General features: G+C 38.2%; 13 protein-coding genes. 8 read left to right on the top strand and 5 right to left on the bottom strand.

Going from position 1 to position 19860, the window contains the following annotated elements:
- Window positions 1-4: 4 nt before the first annotated feature.
- Together JG479_RS14050 and rapA are read right to left on the bottom strand one after the other, a co-directional pair.
- On the bottom strand, window positions 5-778 hold the full coding sequence (locus tag JG479_RS14050; RefSeq protein WP_024595182.1) for a YggN family protein: 774 nt from the start codon (window positions 776-778) through the stop codon (window positions 5-7).
- A 319-nt stretch (window positions 779-1097) separates the two neighbouring features.
- Window positions 1098-3992, bottom strand: a complete 2895-nt coding sequence (gene rapA / locus JG479_RS14045; RefSeq protein ID WP_024595181.1) for an RNA polymerase-associated protein RapA — start codon at window positions 3990-3992, stop codon at window positions 1098-1100.
- 305 nt (window positions 3993-4297) lie between these two features.
- On the opposite strand from rapA, the gene JG479_RS14040 reads away from it, so the two are divergent.
- The 3 genes from JG479_RS14040 to JG479_RS14030 are packed head-to-tail and all read left to right on the top strand — an operon-like array spanning window position 4298 to window position 10439.
- On the top strand, window positions 4298-5695 hold the full coding sequence (locus JG479_RS14040; RefSeq protein WP_200219522.1) for a PhoH family protein: 1398 nt from the start codon (window positions 4298-4300) through the stop codon (window positions 5693-5695).
- Window positions 5696-5746: 51 nt separating this feature from the next.
- A complete protein-coding gene (locus tag JG479_RS14035) occupies window positions 5747-9556 on the top strand; it encodes a PAS domain-containing hybrid sensor histidine kinase/response regulator (protein WP_200219521.1) in 3810 nt (1269 codons plus the stop codon).
- Window positions 9540-10439 (top strand): diguanylate cyclase, encoded by a 900-nt coding sequence (locus JG479_RS14030; protein WP_039488304.1) that lies wholly within the window; start codon window positions 9540-9542, stop codon window positions 10437-10439. The genes JG479_RS14035 and JG479_RS14030 overlap by 17 nt, the downstream gene beginning before the upstream one ends.
- Window positions 10440-10505: 66 nt before the next feature.
- On the opposite strand, the gene JG479_RS14025 is transcribed toward JG479_RS14030, so the two are convergent.
- Together JG479_RS14025 and JG479_RS14020 are read right to left on the bottom strand one after the other, a co-directional pair.
- On the bottom strand, window positions 10506-10886 hold the full coding sequence (locus JG479_RS14025) for a DUF3192 domain-containing protein (RefSeq protein WP_024596200.1): 381 nt from the start codon (window positions 10884-10886) through the stop codon (window positions 10506-10508).
- 185 nt (window positions 10887-11071) lie between these two features.
- A complete protein-coding gene (locus tag JG479_RS14020) occupies window positions 11072-12016 on the bottom strand; it encodes a D-2-hydroxyacid dehydrogenase (protein ID WP_200219520.1) in 945 nt (314 codons plus the stop codon).
- Window positions 12017-12405: 389 nt separating this feature from the next.
- Here JG479_RS14020 and JG479_RS14015 point away from each other — a divergent pair, with 389 nt between their 5' ends.
- Window positions 12406-13539, top strand: a complete 1134-nt coding sequence (locus JG479_RS14015; protein WP_039488367.1) for a 1-acyl-sn-glycerol-3-phosphate acyltransferase — start codon at window positions 12406-12408, stop codon at window positions 13537-13539.
- Window positions 13540-13644: 105 nt separating this feature from the next.
- Window positions 13645-13890 (top strand): DUF1289 domain-containing protein, encoded by a 246-nt coding sequence (locus tag JG479_RS14010; RefSeq protein WP_008170756.1) that lies wholly within the window; start codon window positions 13645-13647, stop codon window positions 13888-13890.
- Here JG479_RS14010 and JG479_RS14005 read toward each other — a convergent pair.
- On the bottom strand, window positions 13887-14585 hold the full coding sequence (locus JG479_RS14005) for a substrate-binding periplasmic protein (protein WP_200219519.1): 699 nt from the start codon (window positions 14583-14585) through the stop codon (window positions 13887-13889). The genes JG479_RS14010 and JG479_RS14005 overlap by 4 nt on opposite strands.
- 119 nt (window positions 14586-14704) lie before the next feature.
- Between JG479_RS14005 and JG479_RS14000 the strand changes: the two genes are divergently transcribed.
- The 3 genes from JG479_RS14000 to JG479_RS13990 are packed head-to-tail and all read left to right on the top strand — an operon-like array spanning window position 14705 to window position 19852.
- Window positions 14705-14908 (top strand): DUF3283 family protein, encoded by a 204-nt coding sequence (locus JG479_RS14000; RefSeq protein WP_002962585.1) that lies wholly within the window; start codon window positions 14705-14707, stop codon window positions 14906-14908.
- Window positions 14909-14922: 14 nt separating this feature from the next.
- A complete protein-coding gene (locus JG479_RS13995) occupies window positions 14923-15324 on the top strand; it encodes a GNAT family N-acetyltransferase (protein WP_024596205.1) in 402 nt (133 codons plus the stop codon).
- Window positions 15325-15349: 25 nt separating this feature from the next.
- Complete coding sequence (locus JG479_RS13990; RefSeq protein ID WP_200219518.1) at window positions 15350-19852, top strand: EAL domain-containing protein; 4503 nt, start codon at window positions 15350-15352, stop codon at window positions 19850-19852.
- The last annotated feature ends 8 nt before the right edge of the window (window positions 19853-19860 follow it).

Raw genomic sequence — 19860 nt, 5'->3', positions numbered from 1 at the left:
TACTCTAAGACTTTATTTGCACTAAATCGTAATCGGCCATACCAGGTACTATTGCCTGTAAGCGAGATTCGGTTACATCGAGTGCATTTAAACATTCGCAATACTCAGAAGCCTTAAGCTCTAATTGATGTGCCTTTTTTTGTAGCGATTTATCAATTTCTCTTGAGATAATATCCATGCGTTGCCCCATGTCGTTAATGCGATCTTCTATATTACCTTCACGCGATTTAAACGCATCTCCAAGTGATACCAAAATAGCACCTAACGATCCATGCACAGCAGAGTGAATTTGCTGGCTGATCTCTTTAGTAAAAAAATCATCTATTTGCGAAAGTGATTGAGGGGCTATAAAAAAGAAGTCATCTCCGCGCTTAAACTTATCCATTAGCGCGCGCTCTACATACTGCAATTGTGTTTTAAGTACTTCAGGTTCTTTGTCTGACATACCTTCAACTACGTGTTCAATAGCGCTTAAACCTAAGTTAACACCATCGGTAGCAAGGTTTACTAATTCGGGGACTGTGTGGCGAATACCATTACTAAACTGTTCGAGTACTTTGCTTTCGTCATCGCTTAAATCAACCCAATAACCGCGAATAAACAGTTGGTTATTGTTATTAATTTGGACACGAGTTTGGCCTTTATCTAATATGCGAATTGCATCGTCAGTAATAATTAAACCATGACGTAATTCAACATCGCATTGGGCTTGAGCAAAGACACTAGTGCTTGAGAGCGCCATGGATAACGCCAATATCGAACGAGATAGAAACGCCATAAACACCTCAAAAAGACTAAAATGGAAGGCGAGTAGGTTAACAAAAAAACAACTTTATGCAAGGGAAAATAAACCTATCAACTATCTCACAGAATAGTTGTATAGAGTGCAGCTTGAGTTTTTAGATACGGTTATGTTGGGCAAAATCAACAGTCCAACAAAGGGCTTAATATATAGCTGGAGAGGGTAGAATTGGCTCATAGTAAAATAAGAACACGTGGTTTTTAAATGAAGTTTAAAAAGATACAGCTATTTATATCAATTAAGCTTAATAGCCGACTCTAAATTTACTCTGGAGTCGGCTCAAAAAACTAAATATTTAGTGTGAAACCACTATTAATCGAATTGCATCAAGTTGTAACTGCGTTTTTTCAATATACGTAGTTAGGTCGTTACGTTGCTTATCGTAGAAGGTAATTTCTTCTTGGCGAATATTCGGATTAATTTGCTTAAGGGCAACAAGTCGCTCTTGCTCTTCACTGAGTGACGTTTGCATTTTTGCAAGTGACGCTGCGCGAATAACTTCAAGTTTTTCTTGTGCCATATCTTTAGCGGTAGTGATCATCGGGTGAACAGCGCTTTGCAATGCACCTGCAAGCTTACTTGCTGTTTGGCGGCCAACGGCTGATAACTGCTGATTAAAGCCTTCAAATGCCACGTTTTCACCTAGGTTATTACCTGCTTTATCGAGTAATATACGAATTGGTGTAGGCGGTAAAAAGCGACCAACTTGCAATACTTTTGGTGCCATTGCTTCTGCAACAAAAATAAGCTCAACAAAAAAGGTACCAGGCGGTAACTTTTTGTTTTTAAGTAAAGCCACCGATGCGCTACCAAAGTCGTCGTCACAAATCATATCCATGGTGCCTTGCACCATAGGGTGATCCCAGCTGATAAAATGTACGTCTTCTTGCGAAAGTGCAGTGTCGCGATCAAAGGTAACCGTCATACCGTCTTCTTTAAGCGATGGGAACGATGCATTTAACATATGTTCCGTTGGCTTTAAGATAATGGTGTTTTCGCCTTTATCTTCTTGGCTTACGCCAAATGTGTCAAACACGTTGATCATGTAGCTTGGCAATTCAAACTGGTTATCGAGTTTTTCGATATCAGTTACAAGCGAATCGGCAGCACCTTGACCCGATGAATGTAGCTCTAGTAAACGATCTCGTCCGCTTTCCATTTTTTTACGCAGTACCGCATTTTGTTGTGCTACTTGCTCAAGTAATGGATCGAGTTCGTCTTCATCGCAATTATGCGCAGAAATATATTCAAGTAGGTCATCACGGAATTCTTTATAAAGCATTTGCCCAGTTGTTGATGTAGATTCGAATGCATCTAGACCTTCGTTATACCAACGTAGCAGTACTTCTTGAGCGGTGTTTTCAAAATATGGCACATGAATGTTCACATCTTGTGTTTGGCCTATACGGTCTAATCGACCAATACGTTGTTCGAGCAAATCTGGGTTCAGTGGTAAATCAAACAACACTAAGTGATGCGAGAACTGGAAGTTACGACCTTCTGAGCCAATTTCTGAACACAGTAATATTTGTGCATTATCGTACTCGTCTGCAAAAAATGCAGCAGCGCGGTCACGCTCAATAATCGACATGCCTTCGTGAAATACCGACGCTTTAATAGCTTCGCGTTCACGCAGTATTTGCTCAAGGCTGATAGCTGTTTCAGCTTTAGCACATATAAGCAGTACTTTTTCGCGCTTAAGTGTTTTAAGGGTGTCGATTAACCAATCTACGCGTGGATCGAATAAACCCCAGCTTGCGCTTTCGCCTTCAAATTCTTGAAATATTTTTTCAGGAAACAGAGCACGGTGTGCACTTAGTTCAGGGTTTTGAATGCCGCCCATGTTACCAAGAACCGACATAGCCGTTTTATACTGCTTTGGTAATGCCATTGGGTAGGCGTGTAATTTACGGCTTGGGTAGCCGTCAATGCCGCTGCGACTATTTCTGAATAATATACGACCTGTGCCGTGGCGATCGAGTAGCATGTTAAGTATTTCTTTACGCGCTGGTAAATCACCTTGCTGTGCTTTTTCAAGAATATCAGTAATATCGGTTTCTTTTAATAGCTCAATTAGCGTGGCTTTGGCTGCGTCGTCCAGAGCTTGCTCTTGCAGTAATTGATTTGCAGCTTGCGCTACGTCTTTATAATTTGCTTCTTCTTCTTTAAACACGTCGTAGTCGTAAAAACGATCCGGATCGAGTAATTGTAAACGCGCAAAGTGACTGCTGTGACCAAGTTGATCAGGCGTTGCTGTAAGCAAAATAAGGCCCGGAATATCTTGGCTAAGCTCTGCCATACGTTGGTACTCTGAGCTTGGCTTGCCGTTATTGATACTTAGATGATGGGCTTCATCTATTACTAAAAGATCCCAATCAGCAAGCGTTGCTTGTTCAAACCAACGTTTTTTCTTGGTTAAAAACTCAAGGCTGGTAAGTACTAGTTGCTCTGTATCAAATACGTTTGGAGAATCTGCAAACGCTTCGTCGCAGCGCTCTTCATCAAAAATAGAAAAGCGTAAGTTAAAGCGGCGTAGCATTTCTACTAACCATTGGTGCTGTAAGTTTTCAGGCACCACAATAAGTACGCGACTCGCACGGCCACTAATAATTTGTTGATGTAGTATCATGCCCGCTTCAATTGTTTTACCAAGGCCTACTTCATCTGATAAAAGTACGCGTGGTGCAAAACGTTTACCCACTTCTTGGGCAATATAAAGCTGGTGTGGAATAAGATTAGCACGCTGACCAATTAAGCCTTTAATAGGCGATTGCTCACGTTCAAATTTATGTAACCACGTTTGGTAGCGAAGTGTGTAGCGATCAAAACGATCGACTTGGCCTGCAAATAAACGATCTTGTGGTTTATTAAACTTAATAAAATGATCTAAAAAGGTTTCTTTAAGTTTAGCCGTTTCGCCATTATCAACACGGGTGCCGTGATAACAGAGTAACTCGCCTTGTACTTCAATAGACTCTACTTCTAATTCCCATTCTTCAACGCTTTTGATCACATCGCCAGGATTAAATGCCACACGGGTAACAGGTGCCTCTGCACTAGAATAAACACGGTTTTCACCACTGGCAGGAAATAATATGCTGACCTGACGGCCTTCAATGGCAACAACGGTGCCTAATCCTAAATCTGACTCTGTATCACTGATCCAACGCTGACCTAAGGAAAAATTCATGTATGTCTCGTCTATGATGAAAAAGGCGGCTATGTTACCTGTAAGCTAACACCACTGCAAGGCGCTATTTGGCTCACTTTTAATTAATTTTGTAAGTGTTAATTATTACTATTAAAACAGCTTGTTTATGACTCTTTTTTAGGTAAATCAAAACTAATTACAGTTTGTAATAAAACGGACTTTTATGACAAATAGACTAAACTTACATTATGCCTTAGCAATTAAGTATTGCAGGTTTAAGTTTTGCCCGTTTTACTTAGTTATTTTGGTATAGCATAAAAATCATAAAACGTAAGGAAAGTGCTATGGAAAAAGCTTCGAACCTTGAAAGTAAAATGTATGTGCTAGATACCAACGTACTACTTCACGAACCACTCGCTTATTTGTCTTTTCAAGAGCATGACGTTGTAATTCCGATGACGGTGCTTGAAGAACTTGACCATATAAAAGACAGAAAACACGACGTAAGCCGTGATGCGCGCGTCGCTATTCGTGGATTAGATGAAGTTCTTAAAAATGCAACGCCTGAACAAATGCTACAAGGCGTGGCGCTGCCGAGTAACAAAAAGGCAAAAGCGAGCTCTGCAGGTACCCTCATTATTGTAAACGACCATTTATTTGCCGACTCCATTTCTGGTTTGCCTGGTAACGAAAACGACCACCGTATTATTAATTGCGCCGTGTACTTACAAAAGCAGCACAGTGATTCAAAAGTAATACTTGTTACAAAAGACATAAACATGCGTTTAAAAGCCAAAGGCGCCGGGCTTAAATATGTTGAGGATTACCGCACCGATCAACTTATTGACGATATAAGCCTACTCACTAGTGGTTATAAAAAAATTGAAGGGGATTTTTGGGATCATGTAGGGGAGTGTAATACGCAGCAGCACGGGCTCGATACGTTTCATCATGTGCCTAAAAACTTAGTACCTGATGTATTTTGTAATGAATATTTACTTGATGGAGGGGAGCAGTTTGCGGCGCGCGTTAAATCGTACGATGACGAGCACATAACGCTCAAAGATATTGGTATTGAACGTTTAATGCATCAACAAGCATGGGGCGTTAAGCCCAAAAATATTTATCAAGGGATGGCATTAGATGCATTACTGGATACAGGTATTGAACTTGTTATTTTAACAGGACCAGCAGGGTGTGGTAAAACCTTGTTAGCACTTGCCAGCGCCCTTGAAATGGTCATCGAAAAAGGTATTTACGATAAAGTAATAGTTACCCGTAATACGCCAGAAATAGCAGAGTCTATTGGGTTTTTACCAGGCACGGAGGAGGAAAAAATGGCGCCATGGCTTGCAGCTATCACTGATACGCTGGAGGTATTGCACAAAGGCGACGAAAATCCAATATCGAGTCGAAATTACATAATGGAGAAGGCTAATGTACAGTTTAAATCGGTTAACTTTATGCGCGGGCGTAGCATTCAAAATGCAGTGGTAATTTTAGATGAGAGCCAAAATTTAACGGCATCTCAGCTTAAGACGATTATTACTCGCTGCGGCGAAGGTACTAAATTAATTTGTACAGGTAACTTGGCGCAAATAGATAGTAACTATTTAACGCCAGTAACATCGGGCTTGACGTACATAGTAGAGCGCTTTAAAAACTTTGAAGGCAGCGCAACAATAAACCTCAACGGTGTTGTGCGTAGTCGCTTAGCGTCATTTGCAGAAGAAAATTTATAACTTGCGCTTAACAAATTGGCTCGATAGTCTATCGATTGATTTTCGAGCCAAATGGCAGGCAGTACATTGAATTTTTTACCTCTGAAGCATTATTATCGTTCATTATTTATTGCGCTGTTAGTGCCATTGATTGTCGCTTTTTTACTGTGCTTGCACTTATATAATATAAAGCTTGAGCGGACGGTTGAAAAACGCCAAGCTGACTTTACAAATGTTTCAGCACAGGTTACTCACGGGATGGACTCGGTGAGTAATCTACTTACCACCATGTTTAACTTATACGAGCAAGCGACTTATCCCAAAATAAACCAAGATTTGCTCGAAGGCATAAATCAATATGATGGTTACTATTATCGTCATTTTATTGATCAAAGTACTGAAATAGTGGGTAAAGGTGAGTTTGCGTTATCTGCTAAGGCATTAATGCAGTGGCAGCAGGCTATTACATTAGGGCCTTCGTTTAATACAACGCTTGCGTTAATGCAGTCGTTATCTGCTGTAGCGTATGTTGATGATAATGGTTTTGCTTATGTAAGCAGGCACAACAAAAGCCAAAGTTTAATGCTTACTGAAATTTTAAATGGAAAATTTAAGCCAAAATTTGCGCAAAACAAACTTACTTCAAGCCCTATTGTTAAAGTGAATGACAATTCGTATTTTGCTATTGGTCGACAACGAAGCACTGGCTCAGCCGATTACATTATTTTAATTTATGATGTTCAAGCAATTTCTGGATGGTTAAAAAAGGTGTCACCGAACAGTGGTGAATACGTTTTTATGAACCAATCGCATCAAATTATCGCCAGCTCTAAACAGATAATAGAGCAAGCGACTGCGTTAAAAAATTATTGGCCAGACTTGGCCAATTATCAGAGTCAAAAAACAGTATTAACTAGTGATAGTAATTACTTTATGCAGCCTATGGATGAGTTACCTATTCACGCAGCATTTTACGAGCACAAACCCCAATTAATAAGCTCAATTAAGTATGAGATATTACTAGAGTTTACTTTTTTAACGCTATTTTTAAGTATTATGTTTGGCGTGTTTTTTTGGTTAAGTCAGCGCATTTTTATAAAGCCGATGACTCACTTAATGTCATACCTTGAGAGTAACGGTACACAACAAGAAGAGCAGCTAAATTACAAAGTACCACTGAGCTGGCAACCTTGGTTTTCTAAAGTGAAGCGTGTATTTACTAAAAACAAACAGTTAGTTGATTCATTACAAAGTGCAAATAAAGCTCTGGACGACCAAGTTCAGCTGCAATCAGAAAAGCTTAGCCGCAGTTACGAAGCGAAAGAGCGCCACTTAGCTTTACTCAACACTATGCTAAACAGTGTGCCAGACCTTATTTACTTTAAAAATATTGATGGTTCATTCTTAGGATGCAATAAAGCATTTGAGGCGTATATCGGTAAAGATCAAACTGCATTAGTTGGTAAATATGTAGATGATTTAGGTGACAATGATCAGCAAATAAATGCGCTTGAAAAACAAGTATTACAAAACAGAAATAGTGTTGAACAGCGAATAGAAACCGATACAAAATCGTATCAACTTACTATTGCACCTTTTTATAACGAGCACCAACACCTGTTAGGAACCATGGGTATTGGCCGCGATATTACTGAACAGCAACAAACATTATTGGCCTTAAAATCATCTGAATCTAAATTTAGAAGTGCCATTGAATTTGCGGCTAACTGCGTGGTTTTACTCTCGCTTGAACACACAATATTACAAGTTAATAAAGCAGCAAGAAAGCAGTTTTCTGATCAGCCAGTACTAGTTGGGGAGCAGTTAAAAGCATTATTTGATGACTCCCAATGGCAGCAAATAAAAAGCACATTAGCGCAATTGCTAGATGACAAAAAACGCGTATACCATTTAACGCTTGCTCAAGGGGGTTTAACAAGCTGGTTGCAACTAAGTGTATCGCTTGTCTGGGATGAAAACCGCGATCCAGCTTATTATGTTATACACATTCAGGATGTAAGTGCCTTAACTAAATCAAAACTTGATGCCGAACGAGCAACCCTAGCTAAAAGCCGCTTTATAGCCAATTTAAGTCATGAAATACGTACCCCTTTGAACGCTGTTTTAGGGTTGCTTGATATGTTAATTGAGCAAGGCTTAACGCAAAAGCAATTACAACAAACGGATCAAGCTAAGCATGCAGCACAAAGCTTGTTATTAATGCTTAATAGAATGCTTGATTTTGCACGTATTGAAGGTTCGCAAACCGATTTAAAACAAGCGTCTTTTAGCATGGTTGAGCTAGTAGATATTTGTGAAAGCTTAACGGCTCCATTGTGCGAAGGAAAAGGTATTGAATTTTTTATTGATATTGACCCGCTAATAGCACCTGATTTGATATGCGACAGTATACGTTTGCAGCAAATATTAGGTAACTTATTAACTAATGCCGTTAAGTTTACAAAAACAGGTTCCATTACTTTAAAAATGGAACTTATTGAAAGCGATAGCCTAGAGCAACAGCATATTTGCTTTAAAGTAATTGATACTGGCATGGGTATAGATGAAGCCGATCAAAGTCGCTTATTCGATGCTTTTACTCAAGGTGATGAATCTTCAACCCGCATACACCAAGGGGTTGGGCTAGGTTTAGCTATTGTTAAACATGCAGTGTCGTTAATGGGTGGGGAGATTGCTTTAAAGAGTAAAAAAGGCCACGGCAGCGAATTTTATTTCAGTATTAGCTTTTTAGTTGATACCACTAAAAACACAGTGTTACCGACTAATACATTGGCTATTTTATCTGATCAAAGTAAAGAGCTTAAGCAGGTGACAAATGCATATAACGAACTTGCTAATATTAATTTAGATGAAGTACTAAAATACCCAATTAAGCTCTCTAATACTCAAAAAATAATAATTGATGCAGCTGACTTACCTGCACTTTTAAATGTTGAAGCGATTAATGATTCGTTATCAGCTAAAGAAACATCGGTAATTATTATTAATCATCAGCACACACTTAATTTACCGACAAGCGAGCACTTAGCTGCGCATCACGTTAAAGCATCGGCATTAGGGCAAAGGCTATTTAGTTTGAACTCTCAGCAAAAGCCTATAGTTAATACAAGTGCGGCAGTTCACAGTGCAACTGAAAGTAAAGCTGATATATCGGGTCTACTTGTATTAGCAATTGATGATAATCAGCTTAACTTAGAAATAATTAGCAGTGTTCTTCGCCAAGCAAACGTAAATGTTGTCACGGCTTTAAGCGCATCAATTGGTATGGAATTATTGCAAGTTTTAAAGCCTGACTTAATATTGATGGATGTGCAAATGCCGAAAATCGATGGCTGTCAAGCAACCGCTTTGATTCGTCAACAGTTTGACGCAAAGCAACTGCCTATTTTTGCTTTAACGGCTCATTGCGAGCCTGCTGATGTAGAACGTTCTTTAAAGTGCGGCATGAATAAACATTTAACTAAACCGGTTGTTGCTAAAGTACTTATTGATGCAATTGCTGACTTAAACTTAGTTAAACCAAGCTTTTTTGAAAAATCATTTGCTTTAACGCAGTTTAGTATGGATGAAAAACTACTTAATACGATGATTGATAAGTTTGCTAGCTTGTGTGAAACCCAGCTATCGCAACTAGAAGAAACAACCAATAAGGATGATTTGGTACGTTTAGTGCATAGTATCAAGGGTGTAGCAGGTAATTTAGGTTTTAGACGATTATCACATTGTGCTTTATTGTGTGAAAGAACGCTTAAAACAACTAATAAGCCTATTGAGATTACACTACAAGAGCTTATCATACAGCTAGAACAGGTAATTGTTTTTATAAAAGGGCTAGGGGTTAGGGATGTCGAAAAGAGCTAAAGTACTTATTGTGGATGATGATCCAATCAACAGATTAGTACTTGAAAAAACACTTAAAGCAGAACACGACGTGTTCTTAGTTGAAAGTGGTGAAAAAGCACTGACCTTTGTAAAAACAGCGCAAGTTGATTTAATAATCCTTGATGTAATTATGCCTGGAATTGACGGCTATCAAGTACTTGTGGAGCTTAAAGAAAACCCAATAACTCAGTCTATTCCTATTATATTTATATCAGCCAATCGTAGCCATGATGATGAAGCAAAGGGCTTAGAGCTCGGTGCAATGGACTACATAACCAAGCCATTTAGTCCTTCTATTGTTCGCGTTAGAGTGCGCAACCAACTCCTCATAAAGCAAAAAAATGATTTGCTAGAAATGCTAGCTTCGATAGATGGCTTAACTGAAATACCAAATAGACGCTACCTTGATGAAAACTTATCTCGAGAATGGCGCCGCAGTAAGCGAAGTGGAACACCGCTATCGGTGTTACTTATGGATATAGACCACTTTAAACGTTACAACGATTGCTACGGACACCGTGCTGGCGATGAGTGTTTAAAGAATGTTGCGCAAGCACTTGCGGCTCAATGTGAACGTGGCAGTGACTTTATTGCTCGTTATGGCGGAGAAGAATTTGCTGCTGTGCTACCAGGAATTGATAGGCATGAAGCAATGGAGTTTGCTAATAAATTACGCAATGCTGTAAATGCTTTGAATATAGAACACAAAGCTTCATTAAATGCAGACCACATCACTATAAGTATAGGTATTGCCACTACACAAAGTGGTAAAGTGTATGCTGAGCAAGCATTATTAGAAGAGGCCGATTTAGGCTTATATGCCGCTAAAGATGCAGGGCGAGATAGAATAGTCGCACGCTAAAAACTTAATATACAAAAACGCCAATATTTATATATTGGCGTTTTTGTATCAAACATTTTTTATTGGTTACTGCGTGATCATACCTAAAGCGGTGTCACCAATGCCCACTAACTTATCATTTTTAAATACAAGTGGCGTACATTCATCTTTTGTTGTTTTTGAATCTGAATGCTTGCTATGCGTTACATAAAAAAGTACTTGGTATACATCATCATCTTTTTTTAATAGCTCAGTGAAATTAGGCGTTTTTAATTGCGTTAAAACAGACTGATAGCTGCTATCCATTTTTAGCTCTGATATAACTTCACGATTATTTTTATGCTGTGCTTGCCAGCTTGATGAGTTTTTTCCTGCCCAATGAGTCTCAGCTTCGCCATCTGACACGGCAATAACACAGCCTGTTAAAAATGGAGCGATTAAAGCGGCTGCTAAAAGTGATTTTTTCATTTTTATTTACCTTAATAAGATTTTTAATTGGTTATTAACTGTATTAAAGCAAAGAGTAGACCATATTGATAAGTTGTTATGAATCAGTTTGTTAAGTGAGTTAAGCTGTTTTTATCTAATAAAATATTAAATATATTAGTAAAAACAGCCATTTTTTAGCTTATTTGATTACTACAATAAAATGACTAAACCAAGCGGTTGCGTGATTCACCTTTAGTAAATGCCGCAATATTTAAACTTACTTCATTAATTAAACGCACAATAGATTCAGTACTTGCCCATGCAATATGTGGAGTAAGTAATAAGTTATTGCCTGTGTAATTAGCAAGTGGATTTGAAGCTTCAGCAGGTTCTTTAGTTAGTACATCAACACCCGCTCCAGCAATTAGGTTTTGCTCAAGCGCTGTTGCTAAGTCGGCTTCGTTAATAATACCACCACGTGCTGTATTAATAATTATAGCGCTTGGCTTCATCATTTTAAGCTCATTAAGTGCAATTAAATCACGTGTTTCATCTGTAAGCGGGCAGTGTACGCTGATTATATCGGCTGTTTTAATGACGTCTTCAAAAGGCGTACGACCATCACGACATTTAACCCCTTTGCGCTCTGCAACAATAACATTAGCGCCAAATGCCTCAGCCACTTTAGCAACGCCTTTGCCTAGTGTACCGCCGCCTATAATGGCAAATGTTTTACCTTGTAAGTCGTTAAAGCTGTAATCGAGTATGCAAAACATTTCACTTTTTTGCCATGCGCCTTGCTGGCAATCTGCCTGATAGCGGTGGGTGTTACCCAGTAAGTTAGTAATTAAAGAAAATGTATGTTGAACAACTGAAGGGGTTGAGTAGCCAGCTACATTAGTTACGGCAATACCAAATTCTTTAGCGGCTTCTAAATCAACATTATTAGTACCGGTTGCACTTACGCAAATTAATTTCAGCGGTGTTAGCTGACTAATCGTATCGCGATTTAAAACTGCTTTATTAGTGATTAATACATCAGCGCCTTGGCAATGCTCAATAACTTGCTCTGGGCTGGTAAGCTCATAAGTCGTTAATTTACCAAGTTGTTCTATACACGAAAGAGATGTTTTAGCTAACGTTGCGTTATCAAGAATAGTAATGTTCATTATGAGCCCTAAAATAAGTGGATCTGAAAGAGTTAAAATCGTAAAAAAGAGGCTTACGATCCATCAAAAATCTAAAATATGGGCTTAAGGTACTACGAAAGAAAGGCTTTGTTAATGGTATTACTACCAAATGATTAGAGGGCTATGTAGTAGTGGTCTGCCCACTAACAGATTGAGAACATGGTATTTTGCTAGACTGATCAGTTTTTTTGCACTTATAAGCAAGCCTGTGGTCATAGAAGGTAATTAAACTCGGCTTTAAAGCAAGTTGCTAAAATAAAAAATCGTTTTTTTGGTTATTTCGCATTTTAGATTGGCTGAGTTATAATCGGATATAGACATAAACGGTGCGCTTTAGCGTGCCGTTTTTTAACATTGTAGATGTAGTAATGAGTGAATTAGAAGATAAATACGCAGATATACGCCCATACAACGACGACGAAGTTGCGGCGTCGCTTACACGTTTGATTAACGATGATGCGTTTATTGATGTAATAGCAAAGTATAATTTACCGCGCTTTTTGTCGGCAGTGCCTTTTATTGCACGTCCAATGGTAAGAAGTCAGTTACGCAAAAAATGGGGCAAAGTAAGCACCGTTGAAGATGTGCAAAATGAAGTGGCGCAATACTTAGATAAACTAGTGAAGCGCACCACATCAAAAGTTACCTTTTCTGGGCTAGAGCAGTTAGACGCTAATCAGGCCTATTTATTTATTTCAAACCACAGAGACATAGTGCTTGATCCTGCATTAGTTAATTGGGGTTTATATCAGCATAAAATGAAAACAGTGCGTATTGCTATTGGCGATAATTTATTGCAAATACCTTACATTACTGAGCTGATGCGTTTAAATAAAAGTTTTATTGTTAAGCGCTCTGCTAAAGCACCAAAAGAAATGTTAAAAGCATTAACCCAGTTATCGTCATATATCTATGACTCTTTAATCGGTGGAAATTCTATTTGGATTGCACAAAAAGAAGGGCGTGCAAAAGATGGTTTTGATCAAACAGATCCTGCCCTTTTAAAAATGTTGCAATTAAATGGACGTAAACAAAAGAAAGAATTTGGCGATTATATTAAAGAGTTAAAAATAGTGCCTGTTTCTATTTCTTATCAATATGAACCGTGTGCAATTGCTAAGGCTAAAGAGCTTTATCATAAACAGCATCATGGTGAATATATTAAGTCAGCGGGTGAAGATATTGCCAGTATTGTTGAAGGTTTTAGTTCAGCTAAAGGGCATGTGCATTTAGCATTTGGACAGCCAATCGAATCTAAATGTGATAGTGCTGAAGAGCTTGCTAAAACAATTGATAGGCAAATTGTAGATTCGTTTTATTTGCACCCTGGTAATTACATTGCTGGTGGCTGTAAAGAGGCGGTAATAGACTCTCCAGATACAGCGACGTTTGAACAGCGTTTAGCCTGTGTACCAGAAGAGTTAAAACCGTTAGTGCTGGCCATGTACGCTAAGCCATTTCACCGTAAAACAGAGATAAATACCAATAGCTGTGAGTATTAATAATCCCAGCTCAACAAAACTAAGCAGCAATTAAATTGCTGCTTTTTTTTTGCTCAAAAATAACGCTATACTAATACCTCCTCTTCAACTGGGCGGTCCTTATGCATGCAACAAATTGAAATATTTGATATTCCAAGTCCTTGCAAAAGTATTTGCTTAGTTAACAACAGAGGGTATTGCAAAGGGTGTTATCGTAGTCGGGATGAGCGCTTTTCGTGGAATACCTTATCGAACGACCAAAAAAAGAAGGTGCTTAGTTTGTGCCAGCAGCGCTACAAGCGCTACCTTCAAAAAAAGCAGCAAAATGCAGTGCCAAGCACACAGGCGCAGCAGCAAGGGTTCGACTTTTAAAAGCTTAATCCATATTTGGCTCTTAGTGCGTACACAGTGCCATTGTTAGTTAGGTTAATTAATGACATTTTAAGCTTTTCTACTAAGTTTTCATTACGTTTATTTAAATAATGATAAAGCGGATAAGTACTCAATACTTCTTTTACAAAACAGCCTTGAGGTGACGGGAGCTCATTGTTTTGCATTATAAAGTTAATCATTAAAGCTCCCTGTACTTTTTTCTGAGCAAGCAAATTAAGTTGGGTATTCATGCTTTTAACTTTAATAATATTTCCTGCAAACTGTGTGCTTGCTAAATAATGTTCTTGCACAGGGTAGCCATCAACAATTGCGACGCTATCGAGCTGTTCTAAACTGTTAGGTAAACAGTTTTTATATAATACTAAGTCAAACTTAAATAGCTCATAATCGACCCTAATTAAGTTTTCGTAATTTTCTTCAACGCTTGCATCTCTTCCTAACTGCCCATCAAGTACGCCATTATTTGCAGCGAGCAAAGCATTTTGGTGACTAAAATCGATTATATGTATTTTAAAACCGATATCTGCGTATGCTAACTTTAATAGCTTTAAGGCATAATCAGCTTGAGGTGTACTTTGCGGACGATTAAAAGTGAGGTTGTATTGATGACTAAAACAAGAGGCACTAAAAAATAAATTTACCAATAATAACAAGATACTAAAATGTCTATTCATTATCAGTTCCAATTACTACAGAAATAAATAAAATAAGACGCGTATAATAACAAGGAGATTACCTCTTGCCCAGTTTAGAGGGGGAATCAAATAATCTTAAAAGCGAATGAGGAAGTATTGTGAGTTTTAATTTATGCCTATTACCACGTGAAGAAAAATATCAAATTCAGTTAGATTATGAAGCGTCTTTTTGGGCGTATCAAATTAAGCGTAATAAAAAAACGAGAGAGCAAGTTTACAACACAATCCACAGCCGCCCAATGGCAGAGCAAATGGTTTTGAAACAAAAGTTTGAACAGTATTTAGCGCTAATGCTTAGCTAAATATCGATATAAAAATGTATAAAGTTGAAGTGTTAAATGAACTAAAAACCCCACTTGTGAATAAATTTTACAAAAAGCACAGCGTAAGAGGGCGTGCTAATAAACAAGATAAGGTATGGGTTACTTACTATAATAATGAAATAGTGGCAGCATGTAGGTTACAAGATAAAACAGAGTTTTTATTTTTATCTACCATGTTTGTTGCGCTGGAACATCGCGGTAAAGGGATTGCAAAACAATTGCTTTCAACACTCTTAAAGTCGCAAAATAGAGAGATAAAGACCTTCGCATATGAAAACGTAGCTGATTTATATTGTGCTATTGGTTTTAACCAGGTGTTAACATATACTCTTGCTTTACAAGTACTTTTTGATACTTACAAACATCGAAATATAGTCGCTCTAGAGTACCCATAATAATAAATAATAATATGGAATAAGCATGAGTAAATGCGTTAATGGGATCATTAGTTGCTTTGTAGTTTTAATAACTATTCTAAGTTGCCAAGTAGGGGCACAAGTAAAACGTTTATCTCCAAGCGAAGGCTTATCGCAAAGCTACGTTAATACAATGCTTATAGACACTAACGGTTACCTTTGGCTTTCGACAGAGGCCGGGCTTAATCGTTATGATGGCTATCAAGTTATTCCAATAAATGGCCCTAATGGTGAGTTAGAAGAGGCGATCATCGATCGTATTTACCAAGACCCTCAAGGACACATTTGGATTGCCTCGTTACTTGCAGGCCTATTTAGATACGACCCCGTAACAGATTCATATCAGCAATTTCTAGAAAAACCTACCAGTGAAGAAGAAATTATCAATCAGTCTGTTTTTAGTATGGTGGCCGTTGATAAAAAAACACTTTGGATTGGGCGAGGCCGCGATTTTGCAAAGCTTGATATAGCAACCGGAAAAATAACAACTATTTTTGAGCTGCCTGCTAAATATAAAAATACCCTTGTGAGAAAGCTGTTTGCCTACAATGGTTATATATTTATAGGTACAAGCCATGGTGCATACGTATTTGATATTGCCACAGAGCAAGTTAGACCCCTACAGCACTTAAAAGGTGAAGCTGAACATATTTACCAAAATAATGTTAAGTCGTTCGCATTAGGTGAAAATAAACAGTTGTTAGTCGGGGCGGTACAAGGCTTATACGAAGTTGATATTAGTAACTTATCAAAAATGTTTGAACGCCCAGATTTACCTTTTAAAAGTAAAGTATTACTAAGTGACTTAAATGTTTGGAGCATAGTAAACGAACACGGAACAATAGATTTAGCTACCGACAAAGGCTTGTTTAAATTTGATTTAAACACAAAAGAGATGATTAAAAATACTCGAATAGCCAAAAGTAAGTACACACTTGCCGATACCAGTATTATTGATATGGCTAAAGATAAATCGGGTGGTACATGGGTTGCGACTAAGACTGATGGAGCGTTTTACTTATCTCACGACAGCTATCATTTTAATAATGTCGATGGCACTTTGCTCGGGGGGGATGGTTTATCACATCACTCTATCTGGGGGATTACCGAATATAAAGACAAGCTTTGGCTTGCAACGCATAACGGTATTACTGAGGTTGATTTAAAAACAAATATTGGTAAAGCTTATTTAAAAGACTACAAAGTCGACTTACTCACCACGGAGTTTACCGTATATGAAATAACGCCCTATAAAGATAATTTATGGCTTTATACAAACCGTGGTTTATTTATTTTTGACCCTGTAACGCATCAAGTTAGCGAACCTAAAGTACATAATCCTGCTGATCAAGAGCTGATTACTGGTAGAGTGCATGGCGTAACACTCATGCCAAATGGCGATCTATACTTTGTGCACTCAGATCATGGGGTATTTATATACAATATAGATTCTCAAGTAATAACGCGTCTGGGTGGCCAGTTTGATCAATTCGAACCCTTTTTAGCTCATGGCTTTTTACCCGCGTTGAGCAATAAGCCAGACTCGCCACTATTTTTTAATGCTGGAATTTTATATCAAGTAAACCCAAGTGATTTAGCACTTAAAATGATTTACAAAGTGCCAAAGCAGCACGAAAACGTAGCCATTAGCGTGCTTTCTTATTTAATTGATAACAACAATATATTGTGGATATCACTTTCTAATTTTGGCTTGATAGGCCTTGACGCATCTACTTATCAATTAGTACATACAATCGATTTAGAGAAGAATAAATTAGGCACATTGCTTTACGATATGGTGCTAGATGATGATGGCATGATCTGGATGAGTAGCCATAAAGGCATTTGGCGATTAAACCCAGAAACACTTCATTTTCAACAATTTTCTACGTCAGAAGGGCTACTCTCTGCTGAGTTTAATAGTAACGCCATGGCACAGCTCAAAGATGGCCATATTGCGTATGGTAGCTTAAAAGGTTTTACTTATTTTCACCCAATGGAAAACCAAAATTACCAATCACTTATCGATCACGTAAATATTACGCGAGTTGATTTAATGTCACGAGATCTATCGCTTGATTTAAAACAGCCGCTCAACGAAGTTGTGTTAAATCATGATGATATTGGGCTTGAAGTGGCATTTTCGGCTATGGCATTTAGTAATCAAGAACGCATCATTTATGAGTATCAACTCGATAACGGACAAAAAAGTTATACTCGAAATAACAACCGCGTATTGTTTCCAAAATTGAATCCAGGTAATTACCAATTAAAAGTTTGGGCTAAAGACCCCCTGACTGGCGAATATACCTCGCCTGCTATTTTAAAAATAAAAGTAAAGTATCCGCTTTGGCGTGCACCTTATTTTATGGTGCTTTACGCCATGCTGTTTATTGGTTTTGTTGCTATGTGGGTTATGCGCCGTAATAAAATTCAGCGTATTTTATTGGCAGCAAATAAAGAAAGTAAAGAAAGCGAAGCGCGTTTAAAATTAGCGCTTGAAGGCAGCGAATCGGGTGTATGGGATTGGGAGTCGAGCAATCCAAGCATTTACCAACCTCGCTTAGCGAGTGAGTTAGGCTACGAAAATGAAACCGTAAGCCTTGATGAATATTTATCTAAAATTCATCCGCAAGATAAACAATTATTTCGCTTAGAGTGGCTTGAATTTTTATCTACTGATAAAGGTTACTTTAATTGTACTTATCGCCTGCGTCATGCAAAAGGCTATTGGCGCTGGTATAAGGACTTTGGAAAAGTCGTTGAGTGGGATGATAAAACACCACAAAAAGTAGCGGGAACTTATACAAATATGACCCGTGAAATGGTGTTTGAAGAGCATGCTTTACTATTTACGGCAGCGTTTGAGCAAACGCGTGATTGGGTGTTTATACTCGATAAAAACTTAAATATTCGGGCTTCTAATAAATCACTGCAAACCGCCTTTAACTTCTCCGCAGAGTCGTTATCTAGCCGAACTTTAAATTTAGGTATATCGCGCAGCAATCGTTTTGATTATTTACGTATTATGCAAAAGCTATCTGTTGGGGAGCATTTTTCGTGTGAAGACAGTGTGGTTTTAGCTAATGGTGAATCGCGTCATGTACTTGTGAAAATAAGTGCAGTGGCCGATAACGAGCAGCGCCTTAATAGTTATGTCATTATTTTAACCGATATAAACGCACAAAAATCAGCTGAAAACGAACTGCACTTATTGGCCAACTACGATGCCTTAACTGGGCTGCCAAATCGTACATTATTTAATGACCGCGTTGAACACGCCCTTGAACAAGCAAAACTGCATGGATGCAAAGTGGCTTTGTTACATATCAATATTAAACGTTTTAAATACTTTAATGACTCATTAGGGCACGAAGCGGCTGATGAGCTAATTAAAGAAGTTGCTGAGCGCTTAAAGTGCTCTTTGCGACCATCGGATAGTGTTGCGCGATTTGGTGGCGATGAGTTTGTTGTGCTAGTAGAAGATATTCATCAGATAGAGCAAGTACTTATAATATGCACTAAGTTGATGGATTGCGTGAATCAAAATATTGCGATTAATGGCCAAGTTGTAAACGTTAATTTAAGTATTGGTGTGTCGATATCGCCAGATGACGCAGAGCAAGGCCCCGCACTTTTAAAAGCTGCGAGCATAGCGTTATATCATGCAAAAGACTCTTTAGAAGGGCGCTACCAGTTTTATAAGCAAGAGATGAACCAGCATGTTCAAAGAGCGCTGCATCTTGAATCTCAGCTTACTAGAGCGTATCGAGAAGAAGAGTTTTGTAATTACTATCAGCCTATTATTAATGCTAAGAGCCAAAAAACAGAAGGTTTTGAAGTACTGCTGCGTTGGCCCGAAAATAAACTAGTACAAACTCAAGAGTTTTCGCTGGCTGCAGAGGGGATAGGCTTAATTACAAAAATTATGCTGCAGACCTTTGCGCGCGCTTTATTGGAGTTAAAAGAGTGGCGAAAAGCCTCACCTAACCTGTATTTATCTATTAACTTATCGGCACTAGATTTTGAGTTTAAAGAACTCGTACCTGAAATTAAAAAAGCGTTAAATAATTCAGGTGTATCATCTGAGGCAATTGTTTTTGAAATAACCGAATCAATATTAATGCGTGATTCAAAAGAAGCGCTGCACAGCATGGAACAACTTAAAAAGTTGGGTTGTAGATTGTACATGGATGATTTTGGTACAGGTTACGCATCGCTTACCTATTTAAAACGTTTTCCTATTGATGTACTAAAAATAGATAGAAGCTTTGTACAAGACATAGGCATAGATTCTGATGATGAGGCCATTATCCAATCAACACTCGCGCTTGCAGATAGTTTAGGCAAAGAGTGTGTCGCGGAAGGCGTAGAAAGCTCGCACCAACTTGCTTTTTTAAAGGCGAGAGGGTGCAAGCATTTCCAAGGGTATTTATTTAGTAAACCGGTACCTAATACCGAAGTACTCGCGCTTATTAATCGCGATTGGAGTGATATATTTAATTAATAATAGCA

It is taken from the genome of Pseudoalteromonas sp. LC2018020214 (genome assembly GCF_016598755.1).
Classification (GTDB): Bacteria; Pseudomonadota; Gammaproteobacteria; order Enterobacterales; family Alteromonadaceae; genus Pseudoalteromonas; species Pseudoalteromonas distincta.
Note: the sequence above shows the minus strand (reverse complement) of the source record. Positions and strands in the feature narration are given on the sequence as shown.